The following is a 20,389-nucleotide window of genomic DNA, read 5'->3' on the forward strand; positions in this document are numbered from 1 at the left end:
TGAGATGGCGGGCGGCGAAACAGGACGTGTGGCAGTAATTACGGGAGCCACGGGTGGCGTAGGTGCCGCGGTTGCACGGGCTCTGTCGCGAGCCGGATATTCCCTGGTACTGACCGCACCATCCATGGAGAAGCTGAGTGCCCTTGCTTCGCAATTGAAAGGGCCCTGCACGGTCATCGAGGGCAACCTGAGCGACGAATCGCTGCCCGAAACGCTGCTGTATGCAGCTCTGGATCGCTTTGGCCGTTGCGACATCTGCTTCAACAACGGAGCGCTCTTTGAGGCCGGAATCATCGAAACGGTAGATATTGAGCGGCTCATTAGCATGGTGCGGGTCAATGTCGAAGGATCCTTCCGCGTGGCTTATGTCTTCGTGAAGCATTTCGTCTCAGAGGGGGCCGGGCATCTGGTAAATGTATCCAGCGCCGTGGGCAGTAGTTCGCGTCCGACTGCTTATGCTGCCACCCAGCGAGCGATCGAAGTGCTCTCAGATGCGTTGGTAGCCGAATTGGACGATGGCGATGTTCTTGTTACCTGCATTCAGCCGGGACTGGTAAAGACCGGGGCGCATCATCGCTGGGAGATTGGTCCCGAGGGTGCATCCGGGGCCGGCTATCCATTGGAGCCTGAGGATTTTGCCCGAATGGTGCTATTTATTCTCGAGGAGACGGCGGGCGGGCGCAATGCCAACCAGCACTTTGAACAATCTTCATCTGCTGCGATTGACCAATCGGTCGAGGAGAGTCGGCACGCGGTTCCAGCGGAACCAGAAATGAAGGGTGCAGAGTCTGTCGAACCGGCTCACGAAGATGCCGCGGACGCAGGGTTCCTGCAGGACGAAGCTTAACGGCCGGGTCATGCCGGTGCGTTTTTGTCCTGAGGCGTACCGCGATAGGGACAATGCCTGCAGCCTGATCCGCAGCATGTGCCGCGCTTCAACAGAAACGCGGCAGTGAAGACCATATTTGGGCCGTCGAAGTAGTAGTCTTCTGGATCGAGATGTGGCGCAGGGGTTGGTGGCGCCGGGGTATCGTTCCCATGCATTTCTTGATTGTCGCAGACTTTGTCTTCGTGCGATTCGTCGTCCTGAGGCCCGCTTTGATGTGCCCACATTAGAATCGAACTATGACATTGACCGCACAAGATCGCGCCCGCCGCATCAAGATCATTCTCTTTGACGTGGACGGGGTGCTGACCGACGGAACCATCTGGCTTGTTCCCGCACCCAATCCCGCGTCGAGCAGCGCAGACACGCAATCGCATCTTTCGAAGCACGAGGGGCAAGTCGGCTTCGGAGTCCACTCCGCAACAATGATGGAAGCGAAGGGTTACAGCGCGCACGACGGTACGGCCATCTCGCTGGCGCGGCTTGGGGGCATGAAGTGTGGCGTGATTACCAAGCGAGTAAGTGAGACTGTGGCGACTCGAGCCCGGGATTTGAAACTTGAGTTTGTCTACATGGGGCAGGCATTCAAGATGCAGGCGGTACGAGAGATCATGGCGAAAGAAGGCGTGACGCTTGAGGAGATCGCGTACGTTGGGGATGACGTTATCGATCTGCCGGTGATGCGGGAGTGCGGATTTGCGGTGGCAGTGGCCAACGCGCGGCAGCAGGTAAAGGCCGCAGCCCACTATATAACTCCGAATGCGGGTGGCTACGGCGCGGGGCGCGATGCTGTCGAATTCATTCTTGAGGCCAAGGGGCTTCTGCAAAAGACAATCGACGAATACATTGACGAGCGCAATCCCATTTCACCTGCTATGGACATCGGTAAGGGTTCGGACTAGCCGGATTCTGTGCGATCAGTTTGCCGAAGGAAATATTTGTTCAATCAGGATTGTCCGCAGCGTTTGACGAAGATCGGTCTTGGCATCCGGCTCCGTATTCGATTGCGGATGTAGCTCCGGCGTGGGAGGCGGCGCACCGGTGTCGGTGGTGTTAACGGCGAGAATGCTGGCGCATTGATCCGCTGGATCGATCAGCAGTTCAGATGAAAAGCCGCCCTGGTCGCCATCGTGATAGATGTAACGATGGCCGCCGGTCTCAACGACAAAAAACCCAAGTCCCATTTTTGGCTGCGTGCCGTGCGGTCCCGACGTGTATGCCGTAGCGGCCTCGCCGGGCTCGGTTGCGGGCAAAACGCCGGTCCATGCCTCTTCGAGTGAACTGCGCTTGAGTACCATTTCGTAAAGTGGATTGGCTGGATCGCCTGTGAGGAAGCGCAGATACTTTGCCATGTCGGTGATTGGCGCCTTCAGTCCGCTGTTGGAAGTAGTGATGCCAGTGTCGAAATTCAGAGGCTGTGGAGTGAGTTTCGTACCGGCGCGCAGGTAGCTTGCGGAGACATGGCTCTCAAGGAAATAGGGTGCAACGTCGAAGTAGGTGCTATTCATGCCGAGGGGCTTGAGAATGTTTTTGTCGATGTAGACCTCGAAGTCGTCGCCGCTGATGCGTTCGATGATCTGGCCAAGAAAGACGTAGCCGAGGTTGGAATAGCTCCAGCGGCTCCCTGGCGCGAAAGCGATATGTGTATAGGGAAGCATGGCAGCGACCTGCGACCACCTGGTGGGCTCGAATGGCTGCCAGTCGCAGTTGGAGGTGTCGTCGCAGTCCCAGGGCCAGGTGGGATTACGGAACCCGGCACTGTGCGTAAGCAGATGCCGGATGGTGATGGTGTCGATCGAGCCGAATTGATCGTGCACTTCGCGCAACTCCGGCACATAACGAACGGCCGGATCATCCAGCGAGAGTTTGCCGCGATCCCTGAGTTGGAGAATTGCGATGGCCGTCATGGTCTTCGTTATTGAGGCCCAGTTGTAGGATGTTGCGTTGTCGATTCGCTGATGGGTTTCACGTCGAGCTTCGCCAAACGCAATCGTCTGTTCAGGTCCCTGACCGCGCACAAGCGCAAATCCACCTCCCACAACGCCATGCTGCTGGAGCACCGATTCGAACTGAGGACCAAAAGTTATCAGTGAGGAATTTGACTTACGCGCCTGAGATTTTCCGGTGGCAGCGAATGAAACGGCGGCTATTCCCGCGATCAGGATGTAGATACATGGGCGCTTGGTCGGCATGGCGCAATCATAATATGCGTCGTAAGCCGATCAGAGATCGAAAATCCCACTGCCGACAAAGTCTTCCGACGAGCGTACATCCAGCAATTGGAGGGGTGCATCTGATTTGTCAAGTGGACCTTGCGTTGGGCGATAAAAGTCATTCCATTAAATTCTCGCCATTTTTTTTGATTTTAGAGATCATCTTTACCAGCTGCGAGGTCAGGAACGTGAAAAATATATCGAAAGCTACCATCCTATTTGTCGACGATGAGCCTTGCATGCGCGAGCTTATGGCGATGATTTTGAACGAAGAGGGATTTGAAGTTGCCACTGCTACCGATGGGCTCGACGCCCTTATCCAACTTCGCAGCTTCAGTCCCGATCTCATCATTTCCGACCTGCAGATGCCACGCATGTCGGGAGTCGAGTTCCTTTCCGTTGTCCGCCACCGTTTCCCTACTGTTCCGGTCCTTGCAATTAGTGGCGCCTTTGATACCGATGAGTTTTCACCTGCCGGCGTAATGGCCGATGCGTTTTATCCCAAAAGCCGCTGCCATCCGGATGAATTGATGAAGACTGTACGCGACCTTATGTATTTGCCGCTGTCCCGCCCAACAAACTACCGACCTTGCCAGCCACCGAAAGTGCAGACCGCACGCATAACGCGAAATGGAAACGGCAACCCAGTCTGCTTGCTGACGTGCACAGATTGCCTTCGGGCATTTTCGTGTACTGGAAATGAGAGCGGCCACGAGACTGAACAGGCGACTTGCCAATTCTGCATGACCCCGGTGAGATTCACCCGTGACGTTGCCGCGGCACCTTCATCAGCAATCGTTAGCGCTTGTGGTGCTGTCTCTATTCCTGCTGCCTGACTAGATGTACCAGTCAATTTATGCAGCTTCTCCAGGAAGAACTGTATAGCGGCGACGAGCCAGCCATAACAAAATGCCGGCGATGGCCCAGCAAGTGCCGACGACCTTTGCCTTGGGACTAAGGTTCCACCAAAGGACGGCGCAGGTGAACATGCCGGCCAGAGAAATGAGCATGGGAACCAGTTGCGACCATCGACCGTGGCGCCACCCTCGCAAAAGCGACGAAAGATTGACGCCGATGAACGCCAGCAGCGCACCGTAGTTGAGCAGTTCTGCGCCAAGGTCGAAATTGAGGATCATGGCTCCGGCAAGGCACACGGCCCCGATCAACAGAACATTGTTCCTCGGAATGCGATTCCTGAGGCTGACTGCACCGAAGAAGCGACGCGGGATTGCGCCGTCCTGTCCCATTGCGTAGAGCAATCGAGCCGCGCCGAGCTGCGAAGCCATTCCGGAACCCATGTTGGCAAGCAAGAGTGAGGCATTCACAATGGCCAGCAGAATCGGGCCGCCCATGCGTCCGGAGACGTGGACATAGGCGGTCGTTATGTCTGGAAAAGCTGCTCCCCGGGGCCAGACCAGCTGGGCAAAATAAACCTCGATGCTTGCCAGGATCCCCGTAATGAGGCATGTGAGCACAATAGCGCGAGGAACGCTGCGCGCTGGATCCTTGGCCTCATCTGTGAGCGTCGATATGCCGTCGAAACCGATATACGTGAGCACCGCAATGGACGTGCCATGCAGCAGGGCGCCAGAGTTGAAGCTGGCGCGGTTGTAGAGAGGATCGAGGAAGATGGCCGCGGTGGGATGTGCCATGTGCAAGATCCAGCGCACCGAAGCAATGAGCACCAGGACAATAACGACACCGAGCGCCGCAGCCATCCCGGCGTTGATACGAGCAGAAGTTTCGACGCCATTGCAATTCAGAATCGTGAATAGAAGGGCGAAAAAGATGGCCCAAACGACGTAGGGAATCTCTGGCAGGAAATTCATCGCCGCTCGACTGCACCAGATCACGCAGATCAGCGGGTTAATAACGTAATCGAGGACCAGACACCATCCAGTGATGTATCCAAGACTGGGATGGATTTCCTTGCCGACATACAGGAAGGCCGACCCCCCGTGTGGATAGACACGTGCCATGCGGCCATAGCTTACAGACGTAAATAGCATCGCCACCATGGCGAGGAGGATCACCGCGACGACGTGTCCGCGGGATTCTGTGTAGAGAACGCCGAACACCGGCATGGGGGCCGTGGGTTGGATGAGGATGATTCCGTAAAGCACCAAGTCACGAAAGCGCAGAGTGCGCTTAAGTCCGATCGTTTCGGATTGCGACTGGGGGCTCGTCGCCATTCAGATCCTCAATGCGCTACTACGGCGGTTGTGGGAGTGAGGACAATGGGTGCGACATTCCATCCATCGAGTTGTACGGCAGGCGTCTCGCTCTGGCCTTCAGGCAACTGCGCCGTCAGGGTCGTGGATTCTCCCGGAGTCAGCTCGATCCAATTGTCTGACCACAGTACTGGCGCGATCAGGCCACCTGTAGTTGTGCGTACGGAGGCGCGAAGCTGAAATGCCAATGCTTTGGAATGATTTGAGAGATGCACATGAACTTGGGTGCCATGCACGGTGTTTTCGATTTCAGCGTGGGCTTCTATTTGGGCCGCGGGCAAATGGGCGAGTGCAGTCAGATCTTCGTGGCGGGCAGCAGGAGTGTGGGTGTAGTCAGTGTTTTCCCAATCGAAAGAAGTGAGGGTACCCGGCACCCAGTAGAAGTTATGGCTCACGACGTGGCCAGTCGGATCGGCCAGCGACAAGTCGATAAAAAAGAGTCTCTCAGCACCAGCGAAGAGGCTTGACGGAATGGTGAAGACGCGCTGGGCACTATCGGCGTTTGAATCGACATCGGACTGCGCGCTGTAGAGCTCGTTCCAGGCGAGCCCGTACACATGTGCGCTTGCGCGGAGATTCGTCGCGTCCGCATAGGTGCTGTTTACCACGTCGACGGAGTGACCATCGTAGGCGTATTGGATATGCAGCGGCTCGCAGGCTTTCTTCGTTCCGAAGTATCCGCCGCCCGTGTCGAGGTAGTAGTCATAGAGATGCCAGATCATCGACGGCCACGCATTGTTCAGCATCCATTGGATGACGCCGGTCGAGGTGTACTTGTTTCTGCTATAAGCCTCGAACATCGCGCGCTCCGAGTCATATTCCATGGTCTGCGCCATGCGTTCGTAGTCGGCTGCGGAATTTGGCTTGGCGTAGATGGCCTCCATAGCCGAGTCGAAGACTTTCAGGTTCAGAAATTCTCCTCCTCCGTTGTGAAGGCTCCACGTGCCCGACGGCGGCCATGCTTCGGGATCGGGGAGAAAGAGCTTACGACTTGCCAACGACGGGATAGCGGGTCCTGGGCTGGTCTCAGTGTTGTACCCCATAGCGCCGCCGTAACGTGTTCCGAAGTACCAATAGCTCGGTGCGACGTAGTCATAAGGCCCCGTCATCTTTACACCACTTTCGCCAGTCACCGTGGTCGGAGTTCCGGTAGCCGAAGAGAGAATCGGGTTCGGCCAGTGCGTTTCGGATTCAACTTTGAGATAGGCGCTCTCTACGTCCGCGGGCGGCGGATTATCGCTGCCATTGAGCCAGACCAGCAGGCTGGCATGGTGACGCAGCCGCAGCATTTGTGATCGCAATGATGCGGTTGCGATGGTCAGGTCTTCCGGCTTCCAATCCTTCCAGTGCTCCCAGTGATCGCAGCAGCACCATCCAAGCATCACGAAGATGCCACGCTCATCGGCGAGGCGGAAGAAGTCGTCTGTCTCAAGCTTTCCCTCAAGACGAATCGTGTTGAGATTCATGTCTTGTACAAGCTGAAACTGATCGCGAAGGCGCTTGTCATCAGTGCGCAGCAGCATGTCCTGTGACCAGCCCGCACCACGAATGAGAATTGGCTTGCCATTTATTCGGAAGAGCCGCTCACCGCCAGGCGTGAGTTCTGATGTGACTTCGCGAATGCCAAAGCTGGCCGTTTGCTCGTCTGTGACATGGCCCTGACTGCCGAAGCTAACAGTGATCTGCTCAAGGTGCGGCTCGCCCATCTGCCGAGGCCACCAAAGTTTTGGATTCTGCAGGCGGAGAGCAGGGAACTGTTCCGGGCTGAAGGCTACGGTTTGATCTTCGTGCGCTGCCAACTCGACGGTCTTCTCGAAGTGCGCGCCTGCCGCGGTTCCGCTGATGAGTCCTTTAATGGGAGAGGCTGTTGCATTGTGCAACTCCGCATAGACGATGAGATCTGCCTTGCTCAACGAGCCGTTTGTAAAGTGCGTGACCACAAGCGGCGACCGAACGGTGACGGGGCCAGTCTCGACAATGTCCACCGTTCCCCAAAGGCCCATATCTTTATCGGGTGGGCACGGGTTCCAATCAACCCAGTTAATACCGAGATCCTTCTCAGTTGGCGCGCTGGTCTTGACGGCAATGACGTTTGATTTTTCGGGAGTAATGGCATCCGTGACATCGAAGTCATAGGTCCGATAGGCTCCAGCTACTGACGAGGAATCGGCGATCTTGTGGCCGTTGATCCAGACTTCGCCGCGATAGTTGATGCCGCCAAAGTGTAGCCAGAGACGATTGCCTTTTGCAGATAGCGCCGGAGCCGCGAACTCTTTGCGATACCACCACGCGCAGGCGTACGGACTGCTCGCATCCATCGGGAGATTCGCGAAGTTATGTCCAATGGGATAGCTGGTGCCGGGGATTTTGCGAAGATTGTCTCCGAAGTACGGATCCGGGAAAATACCTGCGTTGACTTGCGCTGCAAGTACTGTGCTCGGCACCGAAGTCTTCATCCAGCCATCGGTCGAATACTGCGTCGTCGAGATCGCTTCTCCCGCGGCTGTAGCTTTGCATGCCGACTGCAGTTGCCAGTCATCATGCAGCGGAGTTGTTTTCTCCGCAATCAACGGCGCAGACACAAAGCAGAAAACCAAAAAGGCGAAGGATATTGGGTTCATAGGCACCTTTGTGCTTCAACAACAAGACATGTTCGGAACTTCGCTGAGTTAAGTTCAATCGTTTGAATTGCGAATATCTCCCGCGAACGTTAGATTGTCAAGCGCGATTTTGGCGGACCGCTGCGGCGCGACGCCGGCATTCTGGGCGCGGTCGACGTACGCACTACAAGCTCCGGCGGAGCTTTGTACAGTTTGACTGGCTTCCTATTCTGTTCGCGAGACTTGAGAGCCTCTAAAGTCCATTCCGAAGCCATTAGACCCATTTCATGGAGCGGTTGGCGAATGGTGGTGACGCCGGGAGTGGAAACGGCGGCTGGCAGTACATCATCAAAACCAACCACCGAACAATCGCCGGGTACGTTCAGGCCCGCATCGGAGAGCCCACGTATGACGCCGAGCGCGGTGAGATCGTCGAATGCCAAAACGGCTGTGAATGCACGTCCAGATGCAATCATCTCCTTTGAGAAGCGCAATCCTCCTTCAAACCCCGAGATTGAATCCGTCAGGTTTGGAAGCTGAAACACTAGCCGGCGATCAAGGTGAATCCCCGCATCCACCGCGGTGCGTTGCACTCCAGCCCAACGCGGCTCTGTATCAAAAAGCTCTTCTGGTCCACGAACGATAGCGATTTGGCGATGTCCAAGATCGATGAGATGGCGCATGGCCAGCGCGCCGCCTGCTTCGTTATCTACGAGCAAAGAGCTGATCTTCTTTGGGGTGAGATCACGCCCCACGATGACAATTGGAACTTGATTCTTTTCGACATCTTCCAGCAGATTTGTTTCCTGGAAGATCCAACTAGCAATCACAATGACGCCCTCAGCCCTTCGCTCGAGAATCATCCTGAGATAACTGTCGAAGAGTTTGCGCTGCGTCTGCGCGTCGACGAGAAGAGGTAGATAATCCCCTGGCTGAAGGCCGGCCTGTATTCCATGAACAATGGGGATGCAAAACGGGTCTGACAGATCATACGCAAGCACGGCGATAGTCTGGCTGCGACGACGGCGTAGAGAACGAGCATAGGCATCGGGATGATACCCGAGCTGAGTTGCCATTTTCCGGATTCGGTCGCGAGTCGAGGCGGCGACGTTTTGTGAAAGCGGAGCTTCGCTCAGGACGATGGAGACCGTTGAGACGGAGTATCCGCATGCCTGTGCGATATCCAAAAGAGTCACGTGGCCGGATTTGCGTTGGACCATCTTGCCTCCCCCTTGCAATTACGTCAGGCAATCGCGTCATTTTGCCACATACCCACGCCATTCGGTCTGGAAAGGCTGCGTAGGGCCATGGTCGAAAACCAATCAAGCACTTTGTGCTTGACATGTAAAAGAAACGATTCTACATTCTGCTGTCAAGAGATTCAAACGTTTGAATAAGGCGTTTGACCCCGGGGGTAGCCATGAACGTCCAGTGTGCGCGGACTGCGGGAACGCGGTTCCTCTTCCTTATTTGCGTGCTGATCGCCTTCACTTCTGGAGCCTTTGCGCAGGCTGGGAGAGGGTCAATCAGCGGGCTGGTAACCGATCCATCTGGCGCGATCATTCAAGGTGCCAGTGTTGTTGCGCAAAGCCAGGCGACCGGTTTGAAACTCACAACGACGTCCAATTCTTCCGGTTTGTATTCTTTTATTTCGCTCGCTCCCGGCAAATACCAGGTGACCGCAAGCGCGAAGGGTTTCGAAACACTCGTTGAAAAGAACATTACTGTCTCAGTGGACCAGGTCTCTGAGATAAATCTCGCGTTAAAAATTGGAAGCGCGAGCGAACTCGTGAACGTGAATGGCGCCACGGCTCTGGTGGAAGCAAGCAACTCAACGGTCGGACAGTTGATCAATGCCGATACAATCGATCGCGTTCCGTTGTTGACGCGAAACGTTTACGATCTCATTCAGTTGAGCGCTGGTGTCACCCCGGCCAATGGCGCGCCGAATTCATCGAGCTCGTTTGCCATTCAAAACATCTCCAGCGGCCGCCCTGGCGTAGACGTCTCTTCCTACACCATTAATGGGGCGATTGTTGGGTCAGTTTATTTCATGGTCGACGGCAGCCCGTTGGGGATTGCGGAGAACAACGTTGCCGCGATCATCCCTGCGCTCGACATTCCAGAGGACGGCGTTGAAGAGACCCGCGTGGAGACCCAGAACACGCCAGCGTCCTATCAGAGCGGCGGCGCTGGAGTCATAAGCCTTGTTACCAAGTCCGGCACCAACAATTTTCACGGCGATCTGTTCGGTGTTTTTCGGCCCGATGTGCTCGCTGCAAATGAATACTTCAACAAGCAGAGCCAGATCGCTAGTGGAACTTCTAATACGCCGCCGTCCTTTCATCGGTACCAGGAAGGCGGCGCATTTGGCGGCCCCATCCTGCACGACAAGCTCTTTATCTTCGGCGATTACGAAGCTACGCAACAGCAGCAGTTCGATGGCTCAAACTACTTTGTTGTTCCGACAACGGCGGAACGAACGGGGGATTTCTCGGCCGATAGCTTTACTATCTACGATCCCACGCAGCCGGACAATCCGGACGGAACGCGTCAGGCATTCGCGAACAATACGATTTCGAACCCGAATCCGATTGCATTGAAATTCCTGTCGGAATTCCCAAAATGCAATTACCCCAACCCAACTACCTGCGACGCAAGCTCTGACGATGTTTCGCTTAATTACTTTGCGCCTGGTCTTGATCCGACGTCTGCCCAAAGGTTCGATGTCCGGATGGACTGGGTCAAGAGCGAGAGGCAGCGGGTCTTCGGCAGATTCTCTTTCGACCGGCTCTTCACTTCGACTTACAATGCATTCCACAACATGTGGGACTTAAATTACGCGCAGAACGTGACCAATGGCCGCAACTTTCTGCTGGCGGATGATCTGACGCTTAGTCCGACAACATTTCTGCAGTTGCGCTATTCCTTCACCCGCCATTACGAGAACCAGGGCGGTGATCCGAGACAGAACGGCTTCGACATCACGACGCTCGGCTTCCCATCATCGCTGGCTGCGGAGGAGGTGTACAAGCTTCTTCCGTTTGTCATCTTCAACGATAATGGCAGCGGTATCGGCGGCACAGCTGACTACAACACCTTTCAATACGCCAGTGAGAACAACGACGCTAATGTTTCGGTGACCAAGGTTCTCAACAAACACGAACTTTCTGCCGGCTTCGAATACATGAAGCGGTTCCTGAACGTCGGTCAACCTCCGGCTGCTTCGGGATCTTACGCGTTCGACATTTCGGCAACTGACCAGCAGACCAATCCTGCGAGTGGAAATTACGTTGGCGGCAGCGATTTCGCATCATTCCTCACCGGAATGGGTACACCTCCAGGCACTGAGTCAGGGAACTATCCCAACTTTACAAAGGACCTCTTTGCCGCAGAGGCAAGTCCCTACTATGCCGCTTTCGTCGAAGATACCTTTCGGCCGAACACAACTTTGACCATCACCGCCGGTCTGCGCTGGGACATCTTTGGCGGGAAGACTGAGCGCCACAATCGCTTCGAATACTTCAATCCGACAGCATCCGCCACAGCAGCGGGAGTGAGTTACACAGGCGCCGAGGCTTATGTCACCAGCGGCAATCGCTCGCCGTTCACCACGAATATGAAGGACTTGGGGCCGCGCATCGGTATTGCGTGGCAACCCGTGAAGTCGTTAGTAATTCGTGCGGGAGGCGGCATCTACTTCGGGCCAAGTCCGCACATGGTCGGCGGAACGGGTCTGGATAGTGATGGATTCTCTTCATCGACAACCTGGAATGCCACCTGTTTCAATGCCGATGGCAACACCGTATTTAACGGCTCGTCCGCCTGCAACGGAGCTGCGCCCGGGAGTCCGGCACCGAGTTTTACAGGCGCCTACTCTCTGAGCGATCCGTTTCCCGGAGGAGTTGTTCCCTTGATTGCCAATCCTACCGGCCTCGCAAACAATCTTGGCAACTCGCTCAACACCATGCTGCATTCGCAGCGCACGCCGACTACTTATAACTTCAATTTTGGTGTCGAGTACGAGTTGCCGCATCAGGTGGTATTCAGTGCGGGGTATGTAGGAAGCCGTGGTCTCTTCTTGCCTCTTGGCACGCTCGACCTGAATCAGCTTGATCTCGCGACGATTCAAAAGTACAACTACTCGCTGTGCGTAGATACGTCTGATCCGAACTGCACGATGGTGGCGAACACATGGGCACCAATTCAGCCGTCAACGAATTCGAATTTTGGCGCGGCCACTGTTCCGCTCTGGGTCTCTCTGCAGCAATACCCGCAATTTGGAAATGGCAGCTATGGCGCCGGCAACGGCGTAGTTGTGCACGGCTATCCCGGCGGCGACTCTGACTATAGCTCGCTTCAAACAAAAGTACAAAAGCGTCTCACGCATCACTTCACCGCACTTGCTTCATTTACATGGGCCAAGCTGATGACGGATGATGGCAATCCACCGTTGGGTTTCGTTGGAACTCATCTCGGCTCGGCGCAAGATGCGCGCAATCTGAGTCTCGAGCACTCCATTAGCCCGCAGGATGTGAAATATCAATTTACCGGAGAGGTGTCATATGACTTGCCGGTTGGCAAAGGGCGCGCACTGGACTTGAGCGACGTGGGGAATGCAGTGCTTGGCGGGTGGACCGGAAACTTGATTGCTTATCTCAGCACCGGTGTTCCAATTGCAACGCCAGGAGTCGGTGCACCGATTTCGTACTTCAATCAGCGGCCTGATCTTACCTGCAATCCAGCCAGTGGCGCGCCTCACACCGCTGCAACCTGGTTCAACTACAACTGCTTCGCAATTCCTTCCAGCCCGTTTGTACCCGGCAATGCGCCGGCCTATCTTGATCACGTACGGACCATGGGTGCACGAGATTTTGACATTTCACTCTATAAGCACTTTGCATTCGGCAAGGAAAAAGATATCCGATTTGAGGTTTCCTCCTACAACATTGCCAACCGGGCGCAGCTTGGCACGCCCGGCACACCCAGCATCACTGCCGTTCAATCGGACCCGTCGCAAGCTGCTCAATTCGGACTGATCACGTCAACGGTGAATCAGCCCCGTCAGTTCCAGTTTGGATCGAAGTTCACGTTCTAAGCTGCCGGTCGACCTTATAAATCAATGGCCAATCGCCGAAGAGCGATTGGCCATTGAGTGTAGCGACTCATACCCGATCTCTTTACTCAGGCAAGTACGATGGCTGGTTTCTCGCCGCGTGTATCAGCCTCGTTGACCTCAGTGGTGATCGTTTGAGATTCTCCGGGCATTAACGCGATGTAATTGTCTGAGTAAACTGCTGGCAAAATGCGATCACCCGTCTTTTGCCGTACTGCTTTCACGCGCACCATCAGGGCGGGCGAGTCTCCGGTGTTCTCCAGCTTTGTGGAAAGCTGCCAACGATCTGCCTTACGCAACGAAGTAGTAGATGTCGTCAATTTTGGAGTTGGCAACTCGCGAATGGCGCGAAAATCATTCTGCTGCAGTCCACGCATATAGAAATTCGATGAAAGAACTTCAGATCCACGGCCGAGTGCAAGGCGCAAGAAATGAACCTGCGACAGTCCATTTGGATACCTCATATTGAAGCAGGTTGTGGTTGAATCCTCTGCACTGTCAAGCGGAGCGGTTTTCAGGTCCACTCGCTTTCCATCCATGTTCAGGATTTCAATCGACGCCGTGAGGCCGGTGACTTTTCCGGCGTTGTAATTTACCACCTCAATGGTTTCCTCGGCGCTGTTCCATTGAATGTGTAGCGGCTCCGAGCCTTTTTTGCATCCGTAATACGCAGCCGTCGGTTCGAAATAGTAGTCGTAGGTCTGCCACACGAACGACGGCCAGCAGGAGTGGCTCATCCAGAGGAGCACTCCCATGCGGTACTTGCTCTGTGCCTCAAACATGGCGCGATAGGTATCGTAGTTTACATATTGGGCCAGCCTGATCCACTCCTCGGCAGTCGTCGCTCCGCCATAGCTGTTTTCAATGATGGTGCGGAATCCGGCACCATTCATTGCGCCTTGCAGGCAGAAATCGTGCAGGCCCCAGTCGAGTGCTTGTGGCCAGAGCGCTTTCTCGGGCATCATCAAACGCACACTGTCGAGTGATGGAATATTTGGCGCACCGATTTCGCTGTGCAGTTTCTTGTCTGCAGCATTGAAATAGAATCGCGCCGGATTAGCCCAATATGGCCCGTGTCCACTCACCACCTGGTCCGCGGAACTCGGAATGTAATGAAGGTCTGGATGCAGATCCCCAAGGGTCTTTCGAATCCCCTGCTCAAGGGGAGGGGGAGGGAAGCCTTCATTTCGGCCGCAGTAGAGACCGACCGAAGGATGATTTCTAATGCGCAGTACGAGGTCCTTGACATTCCTCAAAAAGAGTTCGTTGTCGTCAGGCTCGGGACCGTCCCATGGGTTGGCCAGCCAGAAGTCTTGCCACACCACAACTCCATGGCGGTCGCAGGCCTCGTAGAATGCATCATCGCCAATCTGACCGACCCAGTTGCGGATCATCGTGAAATTCATTTCGCGGTGATAGCGCACAGCGGCATCGTATTCGCGCGCGCGATAGCGAAGCATCGATTCGCCGAATCCCCAGTTACCACCGCGGGCGATAAACCTGCGTCCGTTAATCCAGATGCGCAGATCGCCTCCAACTTCGCTATAAGTCATCTGACGGATTCCTGCTTGAAAGGCTTTCTTATCGATTGTCTTTCCGCCGGTCTCGACGGAAAGTTGCGCGTCGTAGAGAAAGGGATCGCCATAACCCACGGGCCACCAAAGTTTCGGAGCCTTCAAGTGAAGCGCTGGCGCAGAAGACGGGTCCAGAACGATCGTTTTCCGTTCCCCCGCGGCAAGGTGGATGGGTTGCTCAATCCGTATTTCGCCCATCTGGAAGTGCAGAGTGCCATCGAACGCATGAGCCTCGTGATTAACAAGATCGGTCTGAATGGTCAGTTCTGCGGACGACGTATCCGGAAGCGGTAGCTTCGCGGAAACGAAATTGTTTTCGATTGTGACGGCTTCGGTGATGGTTAACGAAACGTCTCCCCAGATTCCGATGTCTCGCCCGCGCATTGTGGGGATCCAATCCCATCCAATGCTTGCGTGGTAGGTAGGATTGTCGGATCCGAGGCCGCCGCCGTTTTTCGCGCAGACTTCAAACGTCTTCTGCTTGCAACTGCCGGGCGTTGCATTTTTCTCAATACGAACGGCGATCGCGTTCAGGCGGCCCGGTAGAATCTTTTGCGATACGTCAAACTGGCCGCGCATGAAGCCGCCTTCAATCCTGCCCAGCTTTTCGCCATTCAGAAATACGTCGGCCTTCCAGTTAATTCCGTCGAAGTTGAGCCAAGCGAATTGCTGCGGCAATTTTGATGGTGCGGTGAACTCGGTGCGATACCAGAAGTCGGAGTAGAAGTAGGAGTCCGATATATGCAGTTGATTCTGTCCGAAATTGGGATCAGGAATCGCGCCGGCATTCGCATAAGAGGTCAACACTGTGCCGGGCACCGTCGCGACCAGCCAGTCTTTGTCCTGGAAGGCGGGCTTCGATAGTGCTTCTCCAGCGTCGTTCACGAGGTTTGCGCGTTGGATGCGCCACGAACCGCCAGCGAGTATCTGTTTGCCGTCCCCACGGGGCTGTGGAGCAGATTTGGGCTTAGCAGAGAAACCGCCGCGGCCGAAGACTTCGAGTTCACTCACAATGTATCCAGTGGGTGAACTTGCCTGGGTCATGAGCACGCGAACATAGCGCCCTGAAGCGGGCTGTGGAAGCTTCAGATCATCGATCGCTCCCGACAAGCCGGCGAGCGATTGGAGATCGCGCCAACTTTCCGCGTCGTCTGAAATCTGCACCGAACCTTGAAGAGCACGGGCAATCCAATAGAGTTTGACGCGGTCGATCTGGCACTTTGAGCCGAGGTCCACGTACACCCATTCCTGGCCTGTCCCGGCGCTCATCCATGCGCTGGTGAAGCTGTAAGGGCCGCCAACCTCGACCCGCTGATCGCCTTTATAAAAAGCTACCTGTCCGAGCTTCCACGTGGCTCCAGAGGCTTGAGCATTTTCGTTGGCGGATCCCATTGCGCATTCAATTCGATAAAAGCGGCTCCGGCTGACGGAGTTCAGCGTAATAAATGGAGTGAAGAAGTGGTTGGGAGGACAGAAGTCCGGCGGATATCCCGCGGTCGAGGCCGGCTCCGGCGCAGAGGCGCTGCCCACCGTCTGCCATACGCGTCCGTCCTCGGAAGTCGATATCGTGAATGTCAGCGAAGCTGCCGATGCCTGGTAAGGGGAGACGACAAAGAGCTGGATGCGGTCAATCTCCGGAGCTGAATCGCCGCCTCCAAGTTGAATGTCGACGTGCGCGCGCATGCCATGAAACTCCATCGCATTCATGGGTGCATGGTCGACAATCGTTTCGCGATTCTCTTTAGATATCGGACCTTGAGATGGCTCCGAAACAACGATCCATTTCGGCAAGCCTTCCGACTTCATTCCGTCGGTTATGAGCTGGGCGGTGAGATTGTAGTCGTAACTGCTGGAGTGATAAGCCGGTCGCAAAAGCGCTAGATTGCGATAGGTTGTGGCGTCAGGTACAAGCGTCGGGCCGAAATCCGCACTCGGCTCTCCGGGATAGACGCCGATGCCACGCGTGTACTCGATGGCATGCGCTCCGCCACTCGCTGTCGTCTGCGAAGTTCCAGTTGCGGTCGCGGGGCTTAGTTCAGCAAAAGCGGAAAACGGATCTACCGCCACAGTCGCACCCGCAATTGCGGTAGTCTTCAGGAAGTTTCTTCTCGATGTCGTCACGTTCTCTCCGTAAACACCTGTATGACAGGTTTGGCTTTTTGAGAGCCTGTTCTGTGCTATGTCGGACTCGGACGCAATTCTAATCGAATGGCATCGTTTTCATTGCAGCAAGCGTAATAGTGCGTGCTGAGTTCGAATGTGAATCGGCAAACACAGAATTACTTCCAATCTCCGGCTTCGAGTAGATATGATTCGTGCATTCGATTTGCAAATAGTGGTGAGGCCAAGTCGAGCGCTTTCCGATATCCCCAAACAATTTTGGTTTTGCAGAACATTCACGAAGGCAGGAGAATCCCAGGATGAATCGGCCCAGTTTCGATATGAGTCTTCCGGTAATCGCGCGGCGTTCGTTTTCGCAGCTTCGGTGTGTCGCGAGCGCAGCGTTAGTGCTCAGTCTTGTCGCAGTTCCGGCAAGCTCGCAAAGCAGCTCTGCGAACGATGAAGGTTACACGAAGAAAATTAAGGAATACACAACTCAGCCGTTTTTCCTGACCGACCTTGTTGATCATCTTCCAGCCTCGGCGACTGTTCCAACGCCGGAAAAGGTCCTAGGCCACATCGTCGGCGCTCCCGACGTTTTGACATACTCAAAGGATATTTATCGCTACTACGACGAATTAGCCAAGGCTTCGCCACGCGTCAAGGTTTTCAGAGTCGGACAAACGGAAGAGGGTCGAGATTTCGTGTTGGTTGCGGTAAGCGATGAAGCAAACATCGCACAGCTTGACCATCTTAAGGAGATCACCGCTAAGCTCGCTGACCCACGCAAGTTATCGGAAGCCGAGGCGCAGCAGCTCATTGCTTCCGGCAAGCCTTTCTACTGGGCCTCCGGCTCCATTCACTCACCGGAATCCGGCTCGCCTGAGATGCTGATGGAACTGGCATATCGTTTGGCGGTTGAAGACACGCCGATGATTCAGAGCATCCGCAAGAACACGGTATTTTTGATTACGCCGATCGTGGAAGTGGACGGCCACGATCGCATGGTGGATTGGACCAATTACCGCAAGGCTTATCCCACCAGGCCGCAACCCGACCTCGTCTATTGGGGACACTACGTCCAGCACGACAATAATCGCGACGCGATTGGCATGGGTCTCAAGCTATCGCAAATGATGATGAAGGAGTTTCTCGAGTGGCATCCGCAGGTGCTGCACGATCTCCACGAATCTGAGCCGTACTTATATATCTCGACCGGCACCGGTCCCTACAATGCGTGGCTGGATCCCATTGTGGTGAGCGAGTGGCAGAAGATGGCGTACAACGAGGTGGAACAACTGACGGAGAAGGGTGTGGTCGGGGTATGGACCCACGGCTTTTACGATGGGTGGGCGCCGAACTACATGTTCTATGTGGCGAACGGCCACAACTCCATTGGGCGGTTTTACGAGACCTTCGGCAACCTGTACCCCGAGTCCACCGAACGCACGTTGCGTCCGTCGGAGACATCGCGCACCTGGTACCGCCCTAACCCGCCGCTTCCCAAGGTGAAGTGGTCGCTGCGCAACAACACCAATCTGGAGGAGAGCGGCGTGCTGCTGGCACTTGATTATCTCGCCCAGCATCCGCAGGAGTTTCTCAGCAATTTTTATCTCAAGAGCAAACGCTCGGTAGCCAAGGCAACCACGGAAGGCCCGGCGGCATGGGCGATTCTAAACGATGGCCGTCGGCCAGCACTCGCCGCCCAGCTTGCAGGGCTGATGCAAAGCCAAGGCGCCGAGGTGCAAAGGCTCGATCAGGATTTTGAAGCGAAGCCTGCAACTGCGCCCGAGAAAGCCGCTGATGGAGACGCAAAGAAGGCAGAAGGCGAGGCAAAGAAAGAGGACAAGCCCGGGTCCGATAAACCTGAAAGTAACAACGCTGCTAAAGACGCAGACGCCAAAAAACTTGAGAGCAAAATTATCAAGGTCCCAAAGGGCAGCTACATCATCCGCATGGATCAGCCCTACAGCCGTATGGTGGACATGCTCCTCGATACGCAGTACTACTCGACAGCTGATCCACGCCCTTACGATGACACGGGCTGGACACTCGGACCGCTGCGCAACGTCAGTACTCTGCGCATCACCGATACCGCGATCTTGAAAGCACCCATCACGATGGTGGACGGGCCGGCGCGCAATCTCAATGGAGGTGTTGCGGCACCAGTTGTTGCCAAGGGAAAATCTCCGGGGGTCAAGTGCTACATCATCCAAGCCAACGCCGAACCAAACCTGGCGGCGCTGCGCTATCGCTTGAAAGATGCAAAGATCTTCGCGGCGGAGGAATCGTTTGATGCGGCCGACAAGAAGTTCGCCGCTGGATCGTTCCTTCTCCCGGTGGATGGCAACTCGCCTGGTCTGGAGTCGGACCTGCGACAGGCCGCGAGTGAGTTAGGCATTCAGGTCGTTAGCGTAGCGCAGGAACCTGCAGTAGCTCGTCACGCGCTGACAGCGCCACGGATTGCCCTGCTTCATACCTGGACCAGTACACAGAATGAAGGATGGTTTCGACTGGCTCTTGAAGCGACGGGAGTTCCTTATACGTACATCTCCGATACCGCGGTGCGCACCACGCCTAACTTGCGCGACAAATTCGACGTCATCCTCTTTCCACCCACATTTTCTGATTTGCGCGAACTTCTTGCAGGCATCCCAAAGCGCATCTTGCCCGATGGCACCGATGCCGGTCCTATCCCATGGCAAAAATCCGATGTCACGCCAAACTGGGGAGGCATCGACGAATCTCCCGACATACGCGGCGGACTTGGCTTTGAAGGTTTAACCCACTTGAAGCAATTCGTAGAAGACGGCGGGCTATTTATCGCTGTCGGTTCGAGTACGCATCTTGCCGTCGATCTGGGCTTAACTGATTCCGTCACGATTGCGGAAACGCACCAACTGCAGGCGCGCGGCTCCATCGTCCGCGCTAAGGTGGAGGATGCCAAAAGCCCGATTGCTTATGGATACGACGAGTCAGTAGGCGTGTATTTCAACCAGGCGCCAGTTTTCAAAGTCTCGCTGACGGGGGAAGGGCGTGCAGCGTCAGAAGCCTCGCGTCCCAGCGGACGCGGTTCCACCACTGATCCTGACATTCCGCAGGGTCGCAATTGGACGACACCGGAGGCTCAACCGGAGCGGAGCCGCGCGGCACAGGAACTATATGTGGACCCTCAAAACCGTGTCTTCTTCAGCAGCGAACTTCCTCCGCCCTCGCTTTATCCGCGTGTCATCCTGCGCTTCGCTGACGAAAAAGAATTGTGGATCAGCGGCATGCTCGCGGGAGGTTCGGAGTTGGCGGGTGCGCCGGCAATTGTCGATGTGCCGTCAGGCCGCGGCCACATTGTGCTCTTCGCCAATAATCCGATGTGGCGTCAGGAGACACAAGGCAGTTTCATGCTTGTACTCAATGCTGCGCTCAATTTCGACCATCTGGATGTGGGGCGAAAAGCACCCGCCGGCGCCACTGCTAAACCCGCGAAGACTGCGTTTTGATAGCTATGTCGACTCTGTCCCGGAGGCTCTTGCACAGAATTCTGCCCGATGAAGCTTAAAAACGAATTGTCAGATGGCGGTCATTCTCCGCCTTGACATTCTCTTTGCGAGCGCGCGTCTGAAGGACCGACATACGGGACGCAATCGCTCAATTTGTCTCAAAACCTGAAGCAAT

Annotated in this window: 11 protein-coding genes; 5 read left to right on the forward strand and 6 right to left on the reverse strand. The window is 55.4% G+C overall.

Features of this window, described 5'->3' with window-relative positions:
- Positions 1 to 4: 4 nt before the first annotated feature.
- Complete coding sequence (locus P8935_RS11270; protein ID WP_348265097.1) at positions 5 to 847, forward strand: SDR family NAD(P)-dependent oxidoreductase; 843 nt, start codon at positions 5 to 7, stop codon at positions 845 to 847.
- Between the two features lie 8 nt (positions 848 to 855).
- Here the strand turns inward: P8935_RS11270 and P8935_RS11275 are convergent, their stop codons facing one another.
- A complete protein-coding gene (locus P8935_RS11275) occupies positions 856 to 1,113 on the reverse strand; it encodes a DUF5522 domain-containing protein (RefSeq protein ID WP_348265098.1) in 258 nt (85 codons plus the stop codon).
- A 12-nt stretch (positions 1,114 to 1,125) separates the two neighbouring features.
- Between P8935_RS11275 and P8935_RS11280 the strand changes: the two genes are divergently transcribed.
- A complete protein-coding gene (locus P8935_RS11280; RefSeq protein WP_348265099.1) occupies positions 1,126 to 1,788 on the forward strand; it encodes an HAD-IA family hydrolase in 663 nt (220 codons plus the stop codon).
- Positions 1,789 to 1,803: 15 nt separating this feature from the next.
- Here the strand turns inward: P8935_RS11280 and P8935_RS11285 are convergent, their stop codons facing one another.
- Positions 1,804 to 3,078, reverse strand: coding sequence for a serine hydrolase domain-containing protein (locus P8935_RS11285; RefSeq protein ID WP_348265100.1), 1,275 nt, complete (start codon positions 3,076 to 3,078; stop codon positions 1,804 to 1,806).
- Positions 3,079 to 3,191: 113 nt separating this feature from the next.
- On the opposite strand from P8935_RS11285, the gene P8935_RS11290 reads away from it, so the two are divergent.
- Positions 3,192 to 3,935, forward strand: coding sequence for a response regulator (locus tag P8935_RS11290; RefSeq protein WP_348265101.1), 744 nt, complete (start codon positions 3,192 to 3,194; stop codon positions 3,933 to 3,935).
- A gap of 18 nt (positions 3,936 to 3,953) precedes the next feature.
- Here P8935_RS11290 and P8935_RS11295 read toward each other — a convergent pair whose 3' ends face one another.
- The 3 genes from P8935_RS11295 to P8935_RS11305 all read right to left on the reverse strand — a co-directional run bounded on the left by P8935_RS11295 (position 3,954) and on the right by P8935_RS11305 (position 9,150).
- Positions 3,954 to 5,291, reverse strand: coding sequence for an APC family permease (locus tag P8935_RS11295; RefSeq protein WP_348265102.1), 1,338 nt, complete (start codon positions 5,289 to 5,291; stop codon positions 3,954 to 3,956).
- An 8-nt stretch (positions 5,292 to 5,299) separates the two neighbouring features.
- Positions 5,300 to 7,951 (reverse strand): sugar-binding domain-containing protein, encoded by a 2,652-nt coding sequence (locus P8935_RS11300; RefSeq protein ID WP_348265103.1) that lies wholly within the window; start codon positions 7,949 to 7,951, stop codon positions 5,300 to 5,302.
- Between the two features lie 89 nt (positions 7,952 to 8,040).
- A complete protein-coding gene (locus P8935_RS11305) occupies positions 8,041 to 9,150 on the reverse strand; it encodes a LacI family DNA-binding transcriptional regulator (RefSeq protein WP_348265104.1) in 1,110 nt (369 codons plus the stop codon).
- 200 nt (positions 9,151 to 9,350) lie between these two features.
- Between P8935_RS11305 and P8935_RS11310 the strand changes: the two genes are divergently transcribed.
- The gene (locus tag P8935_RS11310; RefSeq protein ID WP_348265105.1) at positions 9,351 to 13,028 is read left to right on the forward strand and encodes a carboxypeptidase regulatory-like domain-containing protein; all 3,678 of its coding nucleotides are present in this window, start codon (positions 9,351 to 9,353) and stop codon (positions 13,026 to 13,028) included.
- Between the two features lie 86 nt (positions 13,029 to 13,114).
- Here the strand turns inward: P8935_RS11310 and P8935_RS11315 are convergent, their stop codons facing one another.
- A complete protein-coding gene (locus P8935_RS11315) occupies positions 13,115 to 16,741 on the reverse strand; it encodes a discoidin domain-containing protein (RefSeq protein WP_348265106.1) in 3,627 nt (1,208 codons plus the stop codon).
- A gap of 299 nt (positions 16,742 to 17,040) precedes the next feature.
- Here P8935_RS11315 and P8935_RS11320 point away from each other — a divergent pair, with 299 nt between their 5' ends.
- A complete protein-coding gene (locus P8935_RS11320; protein ID WP_348265107.1) occupies positions 17,041 to 20,214 on the forward strand; it encodes a M14 family zinc carboxypeptidase in 3,174 nt (1,057 codons plus the stop codon).
- Positions 20,215 to 20,389: the final 175 nt, after the last annotated feature.

It is taken from the genome of Telmatobacter sp. DSM 110680, assembly GCF_039994875.1.
In the GTDB taxonomy this organism is placed as follows: domain Bacteria; phylum Acidobacteriota; class Terriglobia; order Terriglobales; family Acidobacteriaceae; genus Telmatobacter.